This window comes from Rufibacter sp. DG15C (assembly GCF_001577755.1).
Classification (GTDB): domain Bacteria; phylum Bacteroidota; class Bacteroidia; order Cytophagales; family Hymenobacteraceae; genus Nibribacter.
Map to the genome: position 1 here is coordinate 1,130,040 of NZ_CP010776.1, position 16,504 is coordinate 1,146,543.

General features: G+C 51.5%; 16 protein-coding genes. 7 read left to right on the forward strand and 9 right to left on the reverse strand.

The features are described 5' to 3' along the window. Window positions 1-96: 96 nt before the first annotated feature. The 3 genes from TH61_RS04700 to TH61_RS04710 all read right to left on the reverse strand — a co-directional run bounded on the left by TH61_RS04700 (window position 97) and on the right by TH61_RS04710 (window position 4,421). Window positions 97-1,173, reverse strand: coding sequence for an aminotransferase class V-fold PLP-dependent enzyme (locus tag TH61_RS04700; protein WP_066506477.1), 1,077 nt, complete (start codon window positions 1,171-1,173; stop codon window positions 97-99). Between the two features lie 247 nt (window positions 1,174-1,420). After that, window positions 1,421-3,313, reverse strand: coding sequence for a phosphoglycerate dehydrogenase (gene serA, locus TH61_RS04705; protein WP_066506479.1), 1,893 nt, complete (start codon window positions 3,311-3,313; stop codon window positions 1,421-1,423). Between the two features lie 154 nt (window positions 3,314-3,467). After that, window positions 3,468-4,421 carry an asparagine synthetase A gene (locus TH61_RS04710; protein ID WP_066506481.1) on the reverse strand — a complete coding sequence of 318 codons (954 nt, stop codon included), beginning with the start codon at window positions 4,419-4,421 and terminating at the stop codon, window positions 3,468-3,470. A 166-nt stretch (window positions 4,422-4,587) separates the two neighbouring features. Between TH61_RS04710 and TH61_RS04715 the strand changes: the two genes are divergently transcribed. After that, window positions 4,588-5,052 (forward strand): Lrp/AsnC ligand binding domain-containing protein, encoded by a 465-nt coding sequence (locus TH61_RS04715; protein WP_066506483.1) that lies wholly within the window; start codon window positions 4,588-4,590, stop codon window positions 5,050-5,052. Window positions 5,053-5,142: 90 nt separating this feature from the next. After that, window positions 5,143-6,018, forward strand: coding sequence for a glycerophosphodiester phosphodiesterase family protein (locus TH61_RS04720; protein ID WP_082780295.1), 876 nt, complete (start codon window positions 5,143-5,145; stop codon window positions 6,016-6,018). Between the two features lie 276 nt (window positions 6,019-6,294). Here TH61_RS04720 and TH61_RS04725 read toward each other — a convergent pair whose 3' ends face one another. Together TH61_RS04725 and TH61_RS04730 are read right to left on the reverse strand one after the other, a co-directional pair. Next, on the reverse strand, window positions 6,295-7,437 hold the full coding sequence (locus tag TH61_RS04725) for a DUF4407 domain-containing protein (protein ID WP_066506488.1): 1,143 nt from the start codon (window positions 7,435-7,437) through the stop codon (window positions 6,295-6,297). A 183-nt stretch (window positions 7,438-7,620) separates the two neighbouring features. Beyond that, complete coding sequence (locus TH61_RS04730) at window positions 7,621-8,367, reverse strand: hypothetical protein (RefSeq protein WP_157600556.1); 747 nt, start codon at window positions 8,365-8,367, stop codon at window positions 7,621-7,623. Between the two features lie 234 nt (window positions 8,368-8,601). On the opposite strand from TH61_RS04730, the gene TH61_RS04740 reads away from it, so the two are divergent. Beyond that, the gene (locus TH61_RS04740; RefSeq protein WP_066506498.1) at window positions 8,602-9,798 is read left to right on the forward strand and encodes a cation:proton antiporter; all 1,197 of its coding nucleotides are present in this window, start codon (window positions 8,602-8,604) and stop codon (window positions 9,796-9,798) included. Window positions 9,799-9,954: 156 nt separating this feature from the next. Here TH61_RS04740 and sdaAA read toward each other — a convergent pair whose 3' ends face one another. Then, window positions 9,955-10,854, reverse strand: a complete 900-nt coding sequence (gene sdaAA / locus TH61_RS04745) for an L-serine ammonia-lyase, iron-sulfur-dependent, subunit alpha (protein ID WP_066506500.1) — start codon at window positions 10,852-10,854, stop codon at window positions 9,955-9,957. Window positions 10,855-11,072: 218 nt separating this feature from the next. On the opposite strand from sdaAA, the gene TH61_RS04750 reads away from it, so the two are divergent. Together TH61_RS04750 and TH61_RS04755 are read left to right on the forward strand one after the other, a co-directional pair. Then, window positions 11,073-11,630 carry a Crp/Fnr family transcriptional regulator gene (locus TH61_RS04750; RefSeq protein ID WP_066506502.1) on the forward strand — a complete coding sequence of 186 codons (558 nt, stop codon included), beginning with the start codon at window positions 11,073-11,075 and terminating at the stop codon, window positions 11,628-11,630. A gap of 58 nt (window positions 11,631-11,688) precedes the next feature. Next, window positions 11,689-12,258: a DinB family protein gene (locus TH61_RS04755; protein WP_066506504.1), complete on the forward strand. Its 570-nt coding sequence runs from the start codon at window positions 11,689-11,691 to the stop codon at window positions 12,256-12,258. Between the two features lie 75 nt (window positions 12,259-12,333). Here the strand turns inward: TH61_RS04755 and TH61_RS04760 are convergent, their stop codons facing one another. The 3 genes from TH61_RS04760 to TH61_RS04770 all read right to left on the reverse strand — a co-directional run bounded on the left by TH61_RS04760 (window position 12,334) and on the right by TH61_RS04770 (window position 15,121). After that, on the reverse strand, window positions 12,334-12,945 hold the full coding sequence (locus TH61_RS04760; protein ID WP_066506505.1) for a hypothetical protein: 612 nt from the start codon (window positions 12,943-12,945) through the stop codon (window positions 12,334-12,336). 68 nt (window positions 12,946-13,013) lie between these two features. Beyond that, the gene (locus tag TH61_RS04765) at window positions 13,014-13,445 is read right to left on the reverse strand and encodes a CYTH domain-containing protein (protein WP_197464093.1); all 432 of its coding nucleotides are present in this window, start codon (window positions 13,443-13,445) and stop codon (window positions 13,014-13,016) included. Between the two features lie 260 nt (window positions 13,446-13,705). Beyond that, entirely contained in the window at window positions 13,706-15,121 is a 1,416-nt protein-coding gene (locus tag TH61_RS04770; RefSeq protein ID WP_066506509.1) for a thioredoxin-like domain-containing protein, read from the reverse strand. 141 nt (window positions 15,122-15,262) lie between these two features. On the opposite strand from TH61_RS04770, the gene TH61_RS04775 reads away from it, so the two are divergent. Both TH61_RS04775 and nuoB read left to right on the forward strand, forming a co-directional pair. Next, the gene (locus tag TH61_RS04775) at window positions 15,263-15,745 is read left to right on the forward strand and encodes an NADH-quinone oxidoreductase subunit A (RefSeq protein WP_066506519.1); all 483 of its coding nucleotides are present in this window, start codon (window positions 15,263-15,265) and stop codon (window positions 15,743-15,745) included. 50 nt (window positions 15,746-15,795) lie between these two features. Further along, window positions 15,796-16,320 (forward strand): NADH-quinone oxidoreductase subunit NuoB, encoded by a 525-nt coding sequence (gene nuoB / locus TH61_RS04780; RefSeq protein ID WP_066506521.1) that lies wholly within the window; start codon window positions 15,796-15,798, stop codon window positions 16,318-16,320. Window positions 16,321-16,504 lie beyond the last annotated feature (184 nt).

The window sequence follows — 16,504 nt, forward strand, 5'->3', positions numbered from 1 at the left end:
TACGAACTTGTTTTATTTGGGATTCACTGGAAGAGATGAGACATCGCCAACCCGTTTTTAGCTCGTTTTCCAGAAAACACGCCAAAAACAAATTTCTTACAATAACCTCAGCGCCTTTACCAATCGCTCCATGTCGGCCTCAGAGACCGCCGGGAAATTAGCGATGCGCACGTGCTGATCCTTGTACTTCCCGTACCCCGATCCCAATACTAAACCCTGCTCTTTCAACTTGGAGATGACGTCAGAAGCAGGTTTCCCCTTCACCTCGGCTACTATCACGGTGGGTGACCTATGGGCAGGCTCCTGCACAAATGGTTGGAACAACTCGCTCTCTTCTAGAAAATTGTACACCATCTCGGCTTTGACCTCTGTCTCCTTTCTGATGGTGTCTATGCCTTTGGCCAGCATGTCTTCCACCACATGCGTGAGCAGGTAAATGGCCAGGACGTTTGGCGTACACGGCGTCTGGAACTGCTGGTAAAACTCATGCAACATGGCAATGCTGTGATGGCCACCCGTGTACTGCTGCCCTTGTAAAGAAGCCGCTTTGGCTAAGCATTTTTCGTTCACCAGCCATACGCCCAATCCCGCAGGCAAGCCAAACCCTTTCTGTACCGAGAAGAACGCTGTATCTACCAGATTGAAGTCCAGTTGGGCATAGGGTGCTCCTGAGACCATATCCACCGACAGTAACGGTTCTGGGTAACGGGCCTTTAAAGCATGAATGTCTGAGACGGGCGTGCAGACGCCGGAACTGGTCTCATTCTGAGCAATGCCTATCAGTTCTGCCTGCGTTGGCACGTGCACTTGGGCCATGTCAAACCCCTCTCCGAACGGTACTTGATACGCGTCTGCCTCTCTTCCCAGCCACTGCGCATGCTCCAGGTACTTCATGGAAAAGGAGCCGTTCACCAGATGAAAGGACGTGTTAGCCGTAAGACTCTGCAGGCTTCGCTCCCAAATCTCCGTAGCGGACCCCGTAAAGTAAATGGCATAGCCCGCAGGCAGTTGGAACAGCTCTTTGAGCGCCGTGTCTGCCCGCTTGTACAATTCCTTAAATCCCTGGCTCCTATGCGACTGCGAAAGCACCTGATTATCCAATGCCTGTTGCAGATGTCTCTCAACAGTTGGGTATAACTGCGCCGGGCCGGGTGTGAAGTAAACAGAAGCCATTTTGTTTAATGTGCTAATTGGTTAATGTGCTGATGTACTATTCTTTGATTTGAAGATGTGGAGATTTTAGAAATGAGCAGGAGTTAGAATACAAGTCCCATTGCACACTTCTACTCTCGTTTTTGGCCTAGTTTCCAGAAAATACGCCAAAAACGCTTCTCAATCTATTCGTCCTTAAATCGCTTAATGAAATAAATCTTGTGTCTTGAATCTTGTGTCTTACATCTTGCTTCTTGTGTCTCAAAACTTAATACAGCGTTCTGGACTTAATGGTGTCTGGAATCTGCTTCAGTTCACGGGTCATGGAGCGGTCATAGGTGGTGTCCACGTCGGTGATCACGTACCCGATGGTCTCGTTGGTCTTTAGGTACTGGCCCAGGATGTTGATGTTGTGCGCCGCCAGCACGTTGTTGATTTTAGCCAGGATGCCCGGCACGTTGCGGTGCACGTGAATGAGGCGGTGCGCGTTTCTGAGTTCGGGAAGTTGCAGGTTAGGGAAGTTGACGCTGTTGTAAGAGCCGCCCGTGTTGATGTAGTCTATCATCTTGGAAGGCACGTACTGGGCAATGTTCTCCTGCGCCTCTTCGGTACTGCCGCCAATGTGCGGGGTGAGCAGGGTGTTGGGCAGGCCTCTTAGTTCAGACTGGAATACCTCATCGTTGTTTTTAGGCTCATACGGGAACACGTCAACGGCACAGCCTTTAATCTTTCCGCTTTTGATGTTGGCCGTTAACGCCTCCAAATCCACCACGTGCCCGCGCGACAAATTGAGGAACAGAACACCCGGCTTCATCTTCTCAAACTCCTGCGCGCCTATCAAATGCTTGTTCTCCTGGCGGCCGTCTACGTGCAGAGTTACAATATCTGAGATGGCCAGCAACTCTGCCAGCGAGTAGCAGACCTTGGCATTGCCCAGCGCCAGCTTGTCCACGATGTCATAGAAATACACCTCCATCCCCAGCGACTCAGCCAGAACAGATAGTTGAGAACCGATGCTTCCGTAGCCCATAATACCCAGCTTCTTACCACGTATCTCCCTAGCCCCCGCCGCTGATTTGTCCCAGATGCCCTGGTGCAGTTTGTTGCTCTTCTCCACAATGCCGCGGGACAATAAAAGGATTTCGCCCAAGGCCAGTTCCACCACACTGCGGGTGTTGCTGTAAGGCGCGTTGAAGATAATGATGCCGCGCTCAGTGCAGGTGGTCAAATCAATCTGGTTGGTGCCTATGCAGAACGCCCCAATGGCCATGAGCCGGGTGGCGTTTTCCAGCACCTTGGCGGTGACCTGCGTCTTGGACCTGATGCAGAGAATGGACACGTTGTGGATCCGCTCACATAGTTCGTCTTCTTCTAGGGCGCCGCTCACCACTTCCACTTGATAGCCTTCGTTTTTGAACAGTTGGATGGCCTTGTCATGGATGCCTTCCAGCACCAAGACCTTGATGCGGTTCTTAGGATAGGACAGCGCGCTAGGCAGGTTGTTCACGTACAGGAATTCGTCCAGGCTGGGCGTGACGTGGTCAGCTTTGTCCATGACGCTTTCGCGCTCCACGTTCTCCGTGAAGGCGTAGAACTTGTCGGCGATGCCGGCGCCTTTGATTTCATAATCCGTGTAGCCGTCACCGATCACGTAGATTTCGCCGGGCAAGTTCAAGGCCAGAATCTGCTTGCCTTTGCCTTGGTTCTGCGTCAGGACATTGTCGCGGTCAAAGCCGGTGATGTTGCCGTCTGCGTCATATTCAAAACTGTTCGCGAAGACGTTCTCGGGCTTCACGCCCAGTTCCTGCACAATGGGCACAATGAACTCTTTGAACCCGTTGGAGATGATGTAGATATCTTCCCGGAAAGCGTCAAAAAACGCCTTGTTGTGCTTAAATGATTCTGACACTTGTCCGTGCAGCTGCCGGATGAGCTCGGCCAGGTGCGTGCGGTTGGCCTTCAGGAGGGCCAGACGGCGTTCCAGGGACTCGGTCAGGGGAATCTCGCCTTCCATGCCCAGGTCGGTAAGGCGCTGGATTTCCCGCAGGGTCTGTTGGCGTTGCTCGGGGTCTGGGATGCAGATGGTGCACAGCACGTCCAGGGCTTCTACCTTGGTGAAGGTGCTGTCAAAATCTATGATAAAGTGCTTCTGGGTGGGCATGAGGGAAAGCGTTTGGCTCTAGGTATCTGTACTACGTTTCTGCCGCCTAAACCAGCTACGTGCGTTTATGCTTGAGGGCAATTTAAAAGGAGAAATCGTTCTTGACCTGATTCCTGAAAAACAAGCCAAAAACGATTCTTCCTCTACGCAACGTTTAGAAAAGCGCCGGCTGGCCTGGTCTTCTGGAGAAAGGCGTCACGTCGTTGATGTCCTGCACGCGGCAGATGTAGCGGGCCATGCGCTCCACGCCAAAGCCGGCGCCGGCCGTCACGGGCAGACCGTCCTTGGCCACCTCTAGGTAGTTTTTGAACACCTCCTGGTTGGTGCCCGTCTCTTCCATGCGTTTTAGGATCTGGTGGTACTCATGCTCGCGCTCTGCGCCAGACAAGCCTTCGCCAAAACCTTCTGGCCAGATGAGGTCATAGTTGAGGAACGTGCCCGGGCGGCTCAGGTCTTCTTTGTCATAGAACTCGCGGCGGTGGTTCAAAAGCCAGAACGGCGCACTTGATTCCTTGGATTTGATGTGCTCAAAATCAGGGCCGTGTTGGGCTTCCAATTCCTCTGTTCTAAACACCTTTAATTTGTCAAAAACAGGCAGTAAACCAGGTCTGTATTTAGCCACAATTTGCGGCAATTGCGCGTTGACGGCGCAGAAAATATATTCCACCAAATCTTCCATAAACTGCCGAACATAAGCGCCATCCTGGTTCTTAAACTCAAAGTCAATTTGCGTGAACTCAAACATATGGCGACCGGTAAAGGCACGATCGGCGAACTCCAGGCGCACGTTAGGCGACACAATATAAATGGCGTCCAGCTCCTCGTTCAACAGGGCCAGCTGCTTGTGAAAAATCATGGACTTGGTGAGGCTCCAGCGACTTCCGGCGTAGGAAATAGCGGCGTCTACCACCCCGTGGTTCAAGGGGTCTGTGATGGGCGACAGCATGAGGGGCATGAGTTGCACCAAGCCGCGGTTGAACATAAACGTGTGCGTTGCCCGTATGATAGCCTGTTGTACTTTGAGAACATCTACGGTGGCAGGGTTCTTTACCTGCGCCAGGGTGGCCTCCAGAGAAACTTCGGCGTCTTCTATAAGATCAGTTTGCATGCCTTCTATTTTTTATAAATGTGTTAACAAAATCAATTATTACTTAACACAAACATACCAAACATGCTTTTTAATTGATAATATTGTAAGGATAAAATTTATATATTAGTACATCATTAAAATATGTTTATTTTTGTTGTTGATTTGATAAAAAGAGCTCTACACAATGCCTCAAGTTTCAGAAATTGACAATCTTGACCGGAGGATTTTATCCATGCTGATGCAGGATGCCACCCGGGCGTATACAGATATAGCGAAAGAGTTACAGGTTTCTGGCGGCACGGTACACGTGCGCATGAAAAAACTAGAGGAACTGGGCGTCATCAAAGGCTCTCATCTGGTGATCAATCCCAACGCGGTGGGCTTTGACATCTGCGCGTTCATTGGCATTTACCTGGAGAAGGGTTCTGTGTACCAGCAGGCCGTGGAGCAGATGCGCGAAGTGCCCGAGATTGTGGAGATGCACTACACCACTGGCCAGTGGAGCATGTTTGCCAAGATTGTCTGCCGTGACACCCTGCACCTGCGTGAGGTTCTGAATGAGAAGATCCAGATCATCCCGGGCGTGGAGCGTACAGAGACCATCATCTCTCTAGAGGAAAGCATCACCCGCCAGGTAGACATCCTCTAATTGCCTTTGCGCCACCCTTTTTACCTTGGTGACATTTTACAGTTGAGTTATCTTTCTAAGCGATAGCCACCCCTGCCGGGACAAGTCTTTATGATTGAAAGATTTACCTGTTCTTCCCTATCCATCTTTCGGTTTGTTCTGCCCGTACTACTGTTAGCGGTAGTTTCCTGCACTCCCTCAGACCCCAACGCCAAGGTAAAACTCATGAACAACAAAGGCCGAAAAGTCTCTGTCATTGCCCACCGCGGCGCCTCTCACCAGGCCCCCGAAAACACGTTGGCAGCCATTAAAAAGGCAATAGAGACTGAGGCAGATTTCATTGAGATTGACGTGCACCTGAGCAAAGACGGTGAAGTGGTGGTCATCCATGATGCCACCGTGGACCGCACCACCAACGGTACCGGCCAAATAGCCAACCTCACCCTAGAAGAACTTAAAAAACTGGACGCCGGCCGCAAGCTGGACTCTGCCTTTGCAGGCGAACGCATCCCCACCTTGGCGCAGGTGCTGAAGGTCGTACGGGGCAAGAAGAAACTCCTCATTGAGCTCAAGAAAGGCGAAAAAGACTACTACGAAGGCCTGGAACAGAAAACCCTGGACCTGCTGCGTGAACACAAGGCCACGGACTGGTGCGTGCTACAGTCCTTCTATGACCCCATTCTGGAGCGCATCTGGCAGTCAGACTTCATGATTCCCACGCACAAGCTCATGATGGGCAAGGTGCCGTTTCTACCCATCTTCTTTGACCACGAGTTCAAGTTTGGCAGCCTGGACCGCTACCACAAAGCCGCCGCCATCAACATTCATCGCCACTTCGCGTCCAAGTCCTTTATCTCTTCGCTGCACAACCAGGGCTTCAAGACCTTCGTCTGGACAGAGGATGACCCCGAGAACATCAAACAGCTCTTTAAAAACGGCGCAGACGGCGTCATTACCAACCGCCCAGAGTTGATAGAAAGACCGTAGCCTTTGGTGGGAAGTTTCGCGAGGGTGTAATCATCCCCCTACCCCCTTCAAAGGGGACGAAATGCGTGTTAATTGTAGAGACCAGGCATCACCTTGTCTCTGATGTATTACCTTCTTCTTTTGATTTCATCTGCAAGACGTAATTAGTAGCATTTCGTTTTTGGCCTGTTTTCTGAAAAGCAGCCCCAAATACGAAGTACATATAAACGAAGAAGCCGCTCCCATGATTAGGAGCGGCTTCTTCGTTTATATTGGGTGTATCTTTCTAGAACAGTGCTACACCAAATCCATGTACGCGTCTGTCTCGCGGCGAATTTTCTCTTTGCCGGTTTTCAGGCGGGCTTGGGTGTTGGTTCGGGCTAGTTCCAAATCCGCATCAGCGTCTGCCTTGACGGTCTCGCGGCGGTTGTAGCTGTAGTGCTCAATGCGGGCGTCTTTGCCCACGTCTTCAATGGCTTTGCGGGTGTCGTATTCGCGGCGGCGGCCTTCCAGTTTCTCCAAGCTGTCCAGTTCCACCTCAGACTCTACATCGCGGAGCAGGTCATCATAGGGTCCACGCTTGGAAATGAGCTTGGAGAAGATAGGCGCGGTCTCCAGGCAGATAAATAGCAGGGTGATGAAGAGACTGGGCAGCAACGGAAGCTTCTCCATGGCCTCAATGCGCGCCATCAAGCCACCGTAATTATCGAAGCGCTCCTTGCCCTGCGCAATGCTCTTGTCGCGCTGGGCGGTGAGGGTGTCTATGCGTTTCTGGCGTTCGGCAATGAGCTGGGTGGTTTGCTCCTGCAGTTGCTTCAGCTCCAGGTCGATCTTGTCATGCTGGGCTTTCTTCTCGGTGTAAATAGGACCTCGACCTATTTTCTTGGTACCGCCGGTGCCGTCGCTTTCGGCAGACATCTGGGTGTAGAGCGTGTCGCGCTGGGCCGACTTGGTGGCCATCTCGGCCTTGAGGCGGTCAATGTCCTTGCGCACCGAGTCGGTCTCGGTGAACTGCTTGTTCACTAGCTTCTGGTGCTCCAGGGCCAGTTCGGCCTTCTTCTCCATGAGCACGCTGTCAATCTCCTTCTGGAAGATGCGCAGCTCCAAAGGCTTGGAAATCACAATGGCCAACACCAGCGCCAACAAGATACGCGGCAGCACCTGCAGAAACTCGCGGCCAAACTTGCCTTCTTTTCTGAGGGTGGAGACAATGAAACGGTCCAGGTTAAAGATGACGGCGCCCCACAACAGGCCAAAGGCCACGGCGAAGGGAACGGAGTCAAACACGGTGTAGAGGGCGTAACCACCCGAAAGGGAGGCCAGGATGCCGGTAAACAAAACGGTAGCGCCTATACCGCCAAACTTGATGTGTTCAGATTTAGGGCACTGTGCCAGAATGCGGTCGTCGGCGCCGGCACACCACCAAAAGAAGTTTCTCATAAAATACTGGGATGCAGCTGCATCCGTGTTAAAATTAGTTTCTGGGTAACGCTAAAAAGGCGGGAATTGTATAGTAGTCGTCAAAAAGTGGGCAAACATACAGAAACCGCCCCAGCTTTCCTGTATTTGGAACAAGCCGAGGCGGTAACTACCACAGAATGAGATTGGTTCCTGTGCGGTGGTTTACTTCTCTTCACCTAGTTTATCATAGAGCAGCAGGGAACCGCTGGCACTGGCCAGCACCATCTGCAGGTCTGGGCTTAGGCCTTGTTTCAGCCAGACTTTGCCGCTGTTCACGGTCTGCACGGTGGCCAGCACCTCGCCGTTTACAGAGAACTCATAGCCCAGATTGGTACTGGACGGCAACGATTTGCTCTGCCATTTGTAGAGCGGCCTTACTTCAATCTCCTCTTTGCCGTTGGCCAGGCTTCCTTTAAAGTGCACGCGCTCTATGTAGGTGCCGGGGTCGGCCAGCGCCAGTTGCCAGACACCACTCTCCGGCGAGGTGAACTCTGCCTGCAGGAACTCGCGCTGTTTGTCCAGAGAAATGGAGAGACCCTCGGCCTCCAGGGCAGTGGAGCTGTGCAAGGCCGCCGCCTGCACCGGCCAGGTTTTCTGCCGGGCCGTGTCCTTCACCGCGAAGGTGTATTTCTGGTAGGCATCTGACACTTTGAGCCAGAAGGCGTCTGGCTCTGTCTTTCTGGTCCAGCCTCTTTGAATGTCGCGCAACTGGTACTGCCCAAATTGGAAGCCCTTCTCCTTGCCTATGGACATGCGCACCAGCGGACGGCCCTCAACCGGCAGCACCGTGGCCTTCTCCGCGAAACTCTGGCTTACCTGCATGTCTGGCACCGAGCAGGCGCTTACGGTCAGCAAAAACAAGGGCAGCGCGCCCGCTAAAACAGCCCGAAGGCGAGACTTTGATTTCATAGTTTTGGGTTGGTTTGGGAAAAACAGGCTAAAAACGGAGGAGCTGGCGCACGGGCAAGTGCCTTATGGCAGGGGTTTGTTTAATAATTCTGCCTTTGGTGCGTACTAACTAATAGACCGTTGTCTGCCGGTTTCCCCCTATTCCTGCGCTGATTTTCATTGAATTTGGAAACCATTCCGTATCTTCTTTATCCTTTAGGCCGCCAGTGCGTGCCTTCACCTAAAACCTACTGAATGATTCTAGACGTATATACCTTCCTGATTATCCTGAGTGGCCTGGTAGTGGTCTCCTATCTGTTTGATGTTTTGTCCAAGCGCAGCAAGGTACCGTCTGTTATTATGCTGCTCACCACCGGCATTTTACTGCAACTGGCCGGCACGTATTTTGGCGTGAGCACCCCACCGCTGCGTAACATCTTAGAGCTGTTTGGCATCATAGGCCTCATCTTAATTGTATTGGAAGGCGCACTGGACTTGGAGCTGTCCAAAGAGAAACTGCCGGTCATCCGTAAATCCCTTATCACGGCCACATTAACGCTTCTTATTACAGCCGCGCTTATTGCCCTCTTTGTGCATTATTGGTTAGAGGTAGGCTACAAGGTGGCCTTCATCAATGCCATTCCCTTGGCGGTAATCAGCAGTGCCATTGCCATCCCCAGCGTGTCTAACCTTACGCCAGAAAAGCGCGAATTCATTGTCTATGAGGCCACTTTCTCAGACATCATTGGCATTATGCTGTTTAACTTTGCCATCCAGAATGAGCAGATTGGGTTCGGCTCTTTTGTAGGGCTGGGTGTTGACATCTTCACCATTCTGGCCATCTCCATAGTCTGCTGCCTTATTCTGCTGTTCTTTCTGGATAAGATTAAAACGCACATCAAGTTCTTCCTCATTATTGCGCTCCTGATTCTGCTCTACTCCATTGGCAAGAAGATGCACCTTTCCTCTCTTTTGATGGTCTTGGTCTTCGGCCTGATGCTCAACAACGCGGCGCTGTTTGTGAAAGGCAGGATGGCCAACTACCTGCACTTGGGCAACCTGAGCGCAGAGCTTAAGCAACTGAAACAAATCAACGGTGAGTCTGCCTTTGTCATCAGGACGTTTTTCTTCCTGCTCTTTGGGTTTTCCATTCAGTTGGAGGACTTGTACAGCCTGGATGTCTGGGTCTTGGGCTTTACTATTTTCTCCATCACCCTGTTGGTGCGCTTCTTATACTTGCAGTACGTGGCCCGCACGCCGCTTATCCCAGAATTGTTCATTGCGCCCAGGGGGCTCATCACCATCCTGCTGTTTTACAGCATCCCACCTCAATATTCCATTACAGGCTTGGGCGAAGGCGTATTGTTCTTTGTGGTGATTCTGACAAGTCTCTTAATGATGCTGGGCCTGCTTCTAACTAAGCGAGATGTAGAGGATATTCCTAATTATTGAGTTGCGAGTGTTGAGTCTAGAGTCGCGAGTCATTTAAAGTGCGGATATCATTAATACAGAACCGTCCCGTTTTTGGCCTGATTTCACAAATTCAGGCCAAAAACGGGACGGTTCTGTATTATCGGTTTAACTACAATCCAGACTCGCGACTAAGTTCTAGTCTTCGTCTGGAAGGATTTCTACGTCCTGCACCAGCACCATGTTCTCTATCTCTCTTCCCTTGGGCGTGTTGGCGAGGCCTCCTAGCGCGGTTTCTTTGTACTTGGTTTCCATGCTCTGGCCTACCTCACCCAAAGCCATCACGCACTGGTCTACCGGAATAACCGGATTGACGCCGGCAATGGCAATCTGGGCGCTGGAGAAGGCAATGGCGGCGGCGCTAGCGTTGCGCACCACGCAGGGCACCTCCACCAAACCGGCTACCGGGTCACAAATCAAGCCCAACATGCACTGGATGGTCACGGCCACCGCCGCGAAGGTCTGGTCCACGTTTCCGCCCAGGCAGTAGACAATGGCGCCCGCGCCCATGGCGGCGGCGCTGCCCGTCTCGGCCTGGCAACCGCCCACGGCGCCGGCCAGAGAGGCGTTAGTTTCAATGATGAGGGCAATGCCGGCGGCAATTAAAAGGCCCTCGTGGATTTTGCGGTCGTCTAGTTTGTGCAGGTCCTGGATGGTGGTGAGGATGCCGGGCAGGATACCGGAGGCACCCGCCGTGGGAGCGGCCACCACGCGGCCCATGCAGGAGTTCACCTCCTTGGCACCCAGCGCGCGGCTTATCAGCATCTGAAACTCAGGGGACAAGACGGTCACCGGGGCGGCGGCCACTTTCTTGGCGCCGTTGTTTATCATGCCGGAGCGCGAGGTCATGTCATCCGTTAAGCCGGTGTGCACGGCGTCGCGCATGACGTCATAGGCGCGGGCCAGACCGTCCCAAATCACGTCCTCGGTGCGGCCCTTCTGCTCCACCTCATAGGTGAGGACGGCCTGCCAGAGCGGTTCGCCGGTTTCGGCGCAATGTTTTCCCCAGCTCGCGAAATCGTTAAATAGTAATGCCATATTAGTAAGACCAAAAATCAGTGGTGGGTATGCGCGCTTCAGGACGAACTATGGTCTATCTGCAAGCTTGCGCACGTGCGTTTAGCCTTTAAATTTACGGAAAGAAAAACAGATTCTGCTCTTCTCCCGCCCCTAGCAGAAGCGAAATACCGCTGGCACTAGTTCTGGCGTCGTTTTTTGCCTGTTTTCTGGATTTCAGCCCAAAAACAACCTTGCCTATGCTGGCCAAGCTCTTACGCCAAGTTCCTTATTTCACGCCTGAGGACGTGGCCGCCTTTGTGCCCCTCTGGAACAAGCAGATGCACGTGAAGCGCAACGACTTTCTCATCCATGAAGGCCAGGTGGAGCACAATCTGTACTTTGTGCTAAGCGGCGCGTTCAGGCTCTACTATCCAACGCCCGAGGAGGATATCTGCGTGGGCTTCGCCTATCCTAATACGTTGATTACCGCCTTTCCGTCTTTGGTCACGCAGACGCCTTCTACCTACTGCATCCAGGCCCTGAAGAAAAGTGAGCTGCTGGCCATTTCCAGGGCAGATTTCTACGCCTTGCAGGAGGAGCGGCCGGTGTTTGGCAAATTCTGGCGGCATGAACTGGAGAAAGCCCTCATTGGCAAGATGGAGCGCGAGATAGACCTACAATTGCTAGACCCGCAGCAGCGCCTGGACCGCCTGTTGGCCCGAAGCCCGCATATCTTCCAACTGGTGCCCTTAAAGTACATTGCCTCCTACCTGCGGATGACCCCAGAGACCCTGAGCCGCATCCGGAGATATTGATTTGCATCAAGGATTCAGGAGAACCGGCCCTATACCTTTGGTAAAAAAAGAAATCGCTATGGAAACGAAGACCTTTCTCACCCACTTGCAGGACCGCTTCCAGCACATCAAAATCACTGCCCAAACAGAATTCTCTTCTTTGGAGGCCGCCGCCCTCAACTTCAAACCGCAAGCCGGCAGCTGGAGCATTCTGGAATGCCTGGAGCACCTGAACCGCTACAGCCGCTTCTACCTGCCCGCCTTTGCCAAAGCCATTTCCCATGCGCCGGCCTCTGCTTCTGCCCAGGTCGTAAGGTACTCCTGGTTCGGGAAGAAGTCTCTGGAGATGGTAAACCCAGAAAGCGCTAAAAAGCACAAGACCATTGCTCGCATGAACCCGCAGAACAGTCAACTTACTAAGGCAGTTTTAGACGAGTTTTTGCAACACCAAGACACGCTTCTGCAATTACTTAAGGAATCTACCTCTGTGGATTTAAACAGGAAAGTCGTGCCGGTGGAGTTCTTTCAGCTTTTGAAACTACGCCTAGGCGAGGCGCTAGAGTTTGTGGTACTGCATGAGCAACGCCATCTGCAACAGGCCCTAAGAGTAAAGGAAAGCGCCGGACAGCCTTTGAGTTTGGTGGTGTGAAAGAGGTCGGCGGTTCTAGTTCTTTTGGATAAGTTAAAGATGCAAAGACTTCTCTAAGACCATTATCCGCCTTCTTTACTTATCTTTTTGTAAGACTAAACTTTTTTGCTCAGTAAGCTTGATAGAGTACCCACAAGGAATATCATCAAAAAAATAATTATCTACTTCTTTTGAGATTTTACCATCACAATCTTTAGTGATTCGCCAAGCTAAATAATGTTCTAACAGATAGTCTTGAGTTTGCTTGTATCCGTTTTCTTTCATGTAGGCTTGAACTTCCTTAAAAGGACCATCATGAGCAATAACCTGCTCAACACCTCCATATAATAGGACAATATAAGAGTCAACCACAGCAAATAAAATGGGCTTTGCTTCTGCCTTGTCTATGCTGTTATATGAGTGAGTTAGATAATAATTGTATCTCTCTCCAGACCTCCTTATTGTGAGAAAGACAATTACTTCTTTATGCTTCAGCTTATTCTCCTTAAAATAAGCTTTAATAGACTGTAACAGCAAAGTATCTGTTATTTCAGTTTCATAAGCATACGTATTGGGCAACTTGTTATTCTCATCTTTCTGAACACACCCAGTTGAAAAGATTAAGATAGTAAAGCCTATACAGGCAAAAACATATATCCTAAGATTGGCAGATAGGCGATTTTTCTTCTTACTAGCATTAATATTCATTAGTTATTCAAATAAAACAGCCTTTTAACTAGTATCTAAAGTTGCTAAAACTTAATCATATCTTTCAACTACTTTGCTAAATATCCAGTTTTCACCAAGTCCTCATCTTGTATTCCCAGTTTTGATTTCATGGCCAGGCACTGGTCCTTCAGCTCATCCTTGGTGAAGGCGTTGGTTAGGTCCATGGCTTCAATCTCTATGAACCGCTGTTGGTTGGGCAGGGTGTCCAGGTGAATTTTGATGTTCGCTAGTGTATAAATCTCCCTGTTTTTCAGGACCACGGCTATCTGTCTATGCTTGGCTCTGAGTTCCTCCATCTCCTCTTCAGTCGGGTGTTGGTCATACCGGTAGACGATGGTCCTTTCTACCCCGTTTTCTACTACCCGCTCATAGTGGGTGATGAGGTTCTCAATGGTCCCTTGCCGCAGTTTGAGCTTTCCTTGCGGTGTGTCAAAATACGTGTCCACCTGCCGGTCAAGCCCCACAAATTTTGCCTCCATTCTTACAAGCCGCTCCTTCACCGCTTCAAGGTCTTTTGATACAGCTTTAAGGGTATAGTCTTTGTAATCCATCAGGAAATCAGTTGGGTCTAGGTTGGGGCTGGTGATTGGATGAGTTTGGTGCTTTAGCCTTTCAGCCTCCTCAAAGTGAAGATGGATGATTTTCTATCATTTACCGGTATTGGCTGGAAAACAAAAATGCGTTTTTGGCCTGCTTTTCAGAAAGCAGGCCAAAAACGCATTTCGCATTACATGAAAACTTATCCCTTCACCTCCACTACTTCCTGCTCTCCGGTCTCTAGGTTTACTTTCACCAGCTGATGGGCATTGGTATTGGTGACCCATAGATAGCCTTGGTGCACGAGGACGTCATTGGGTTCCTGCAGGCCGTCCAGCACGGTGTGGATTTGCTCTTTCTCTAGGTCTAGCACTTTGACTTTGCCGTTGTAGGTGTCCGCCACATAGAGCAGGCCGTTGTGGAAGGTGAGGCCCATGCAGTGCTGGAGGTAGGCCTCGTCAAAATAGCCGTCCTCATCACCGAACTCAAAGAGACCGCGGCCAATCAGGGTAGAGACAGCGGCTTTGTCTAAATCCAACGCTCTTATGGCGCTGGCCTCGGGGTCTGCGATGTACAGGGTGCGGCCATTCAGGGCCAGGCCGCTGGGCTGGTTAAAGGCGGCTTCGCGCAGAGAACCGTCTGCCAGGGCCTCGCGGCCGGTGCCGGCAAATCTTAGCACGTGCTTTGTCTGCAGGTCCATGCGCAGAATCTGGTGGTTGCCGGCGCTGGCGATGTAGAGTTGGTTACCGTCCAAGAGTAAATCCCAGGGGCTGTTGGGGTTGACGGGCGCGCCCAGTTGGTCGTCAAAGAAGTAATAACTCAGTTCGCCGGTGCCGGCTACCGTGGCCACTTCTTTCGTCTCAAGGTTGACGACCCTGATGGCGTTGTTCTTGGCGTCTGCCACGTACAGCGTCTGCCCGTGCAAAGCCAGGCCGTGCGGCTCATTGAACGTGGCCTGCGCGTAAGAACCATCCGTGAATCCAGCATCACCGTTGCCAATTTCTTCTAGTATTTGCCCCGACGTTGAAAGCTTGAGAATACGGTTATGACCGCTGTCTGACAGATACAGGTTGCCTTCTGGGTCTGCGATGAGCTTGGACGGGAAATTGAGGACCTGCCTGGCGGCTTGCTCTTGGGTAAAGGGAAACGGCTCGCGGTTAATTCTGTCCCCGAAGTCCTTTATCAATTGGTCCAGGTGCGGTTTGATGGTGTCATAAATGCCTTCGCCGGGTTTCTGCCCAATCACCTTGCCGTTGGGGTCAATGAGGACCACGGTGGGCCAGGCGTTGACAGCGTAATGCTTCCATACTTCAAAATCGGCGTCGTTCACCACAGGATGCGTAATCCCGAACTTGAGGATGGCCTGCTTGATGGCTTCGTGGCTTTTCTCTGCCTCAAACTTAGCCGAGTGCACGCCAATGATGACCAGTTCCTGGGGGTATTCCTTCTCCAGGCGGTGCAGGTCTGGCATGAGGTGCTGGCAGTTGATACAGCCGTAGGTCCAGAAGTCCAGCAGCACAATCTTCCCCCTGAAGTCTTTTAAGGTATAGGAGCGGTCTGTGTTGAGCCAGCCGTGCTTGGTGTTTATTTCGGGGGCGTTGACAACTCCTGTCAGCATAGAGAATCCGTAAAATGAATATGATGAATGAACTAAGCTTTCTTAACCGCGGCTCCAAAAAAAGGTTGCGCTCGGCCCCGCCCAGTATATTTACACTAGACTTTTAAAGAAATGGGTTAGTTTTGTATAGGCCTGTAGCTCATGACAAAAAGCGCATATTTCTCAGACTTCGGAGTGATTCTGCTCTTCCTGATTGGCGGAGTGGTGTTTGTGGCGCTCGGGCTTTTTACCAGCAGACTGCTGCGGCCCAACAACCCCAACACAGAGAAGCTGGCCACCTATGAATCTGGTGAGGAGGCCCTAGGCAACGCCTGGGGCGCTTTTAACCCCAGGTTCTACGTCATTGCCCTGGTGTTTCTGCTGTTTGAGGTGGAGTTGGTCTTCCTCTTCCCCTGGGCAGTGGTCTTTGGCGACAAAAAACTGATAGACGCTTCTAATGGCACCTGGGGGTGGTTTGCGGTGGCCGAGATGTTCTTCTTTGTATTGGTGCTGGCCTTGGGCCTGGCCTATGCCTGGGTGAAAGGCCATTTAGATTGGATTAAGCCCAAACCGGTAGTGCCTAAAAGCCGGTCTAAGATTCCGGGCGATTTGTACCAGCAGGTGAATGACAGATATAAAAAATAGACCCAACCGTTTTTAGCCTATTTTCATCAAAACAACCCAAAAACGCACCTATGCTCCCCACAGACAAAACCGGCGAAGGCGGCGTCCTCATCGCCAAACTGGATGACCTGCTCAACTGGGCCAGGCTGTCGGCGTTGTGGCCTATGGGGTTTGGTCTGGCGTGTTGCGCTATTGAGATGATGGGCGCGTATGGGTCTAACTATGACATGGATAGGTTTGGGATTCTGCCCCGGCCCTCGCCGCGCCAGAGCGACGTCATGATTGTGGCCGGCACTGTCACTTTTAAAATGGCCGACCGCATACGCCGCCTCTACGAACAGATGCCCGAGCCGCGCTACGTCATCTCCATGGGTTCCTGCTCTAACTGCGGCGGTCCGTACTGGGAGCACGGCTACCACGTGGTCAAAGGCGTGGACCGCATCATTCCGGTAGACGTCTACGTGCCCGGCTGTCCGCCCCGTCCCGAGGCCCTGATTGGCGGCTTCCTGAAACTGCAGGAACTCATTAGAAAGGAAAGTATCACCGCGCCTAGGGCCGTTTTGAGGTTATTGGACCAAGAGGAAGCTAAAGGATGAACTCCACAGAAAAATCAGCCCTGTTTGGAATTATATTCCTCTTAATATTTATCTGTTTTCAATGCAGGTATAACAGTATGTTCTTTTCGCAGTCACAGAAAGAAGCTTGTACTAGGGAAATCTCATTTAGGGGAGTGGTTAGTGCCAAATACCCTAATCCAAGTAGAAAGTACATTCTATCAGT

What these genes read in the sequence shown, in the direction of transcription:
- TH61_RS04700 (WP_066506477.1), bottom strand. Translation starts at nt 1,173, where the DNA reads ATGGCTTCTGTTTACTTCACACCCGGCCCGGCGCAGTTATACCCAACT.
- serA (WP_066506479.1), bottom strand. Translation starts at nt 3,313, where the DNA reads ATGCCCACCCAGAAGCACTTTATCATAGATTTTGACAGCACCTTCACC.
- TH61_RS04710 (WP_066506481.1), bottom strand. Translation starts at nt 4,421, where the DNA reads ATGCAAACTGATCTTATAGAAGACGCCGAAGTTTCTCTGGAGGCCACC.
- TH61_RS04715 (WP_066506483.1), top strand. Translation starts at nt 4,588, where the DNA reads ATGCCTCAAGTTTCAGAAATTGACAATCTTGACCGGAGGATTTTATCC.
- TH61_RS04720 (WP_082780295.1), top strand. Translation starts at nt 5,143, where the DNA reads ATGATTGAAAGATTTACCTGTTCTTCCCTATCCATCTTTCGGTTTGTT.
- TH61_RS04725 (WP_066506488.1), bottom strand. Translation starts at nt 7,437, where the DNA reads ATGAGAAACTTCTTTTGGTGGTGTGCCGGCGCCGACGACCGCATTCTG.
- TH61_RS04730 (WP_157600556.1), bottom strand. Translation starts at nt 8,367, where the DNA reads ATGAAATCAAAGTCTCGCCTTCGGGCTGTTTTAGCGGGCGCGCTGCCC.
- TH61_RS04740 (WP_066506498.1), top strand. Translation starts at nt 8,602, where the DNA reads ATGATTCTAGACGTATATACCTTCCTGATTATCCTGAGTGGCCTGGTA.
- sdaAA (WP_066506500.1), bottom strand. Translation starts at nt 10,854, where the DNA reads ATGGCATTACTATTTAACGATTTCGCGAGCTGGGGAAAACATTGCGCC.
- TH61_RS04750 (WP_066506502.1), top strand. Translation starts at nt 11,073, where the DNA reads ATGCTGGCCAAGCTCTTACGCCAAGTTCCTTATTTCACGCCTGAGGAC.
- TH61_RS04755 (WP_066506504.1), top strand. Translation starts at nt 11,689, where the DNA reads ATGGAAACGAAGACCTTTCTCACCCACTTGCAGGACCGCTTCCAGCAC.
- TH61_RS04760 (WP_066506505.1), bottom strand. Translation starts at nt 12,945, where the DNA reads ATGAATATTAATGCTAGTAAGAAGAAAAATCGCCTATCTGCCAATCTT.
- TH61_RS04765 (WP_197464093.1), bottom strand. Translation starts at nt 13,445, where the DNA reads ATGGAGGCAAAATTTGTGGGGCTTGACCGGCAGGTGGACACGTATTTT.
- TH61_RS04770 (WP_066506509.1), bottom strand. Translation starts at nt 15,121, where the DNA reads ATGCTGACAGGAGTTGTCAACGCCCCCGAAATAAACACCAAGCACGGC.
- TH61_RS04775 (WP_066506519.1), top strand. Translation starts at nt 15,263, where the DNA reads ATGACAAAAAGCGCATATTTCTCAGACTTCGGAGTGATTCTGCTCTTC.
- nuoB (WP_066506521.1), top strand. Translation starts at nt 15,796, where the DNA reads ATGCTCCCCACAGACAAAACCGGCGAAGGCGGCGTCCTCATCGCCAAA.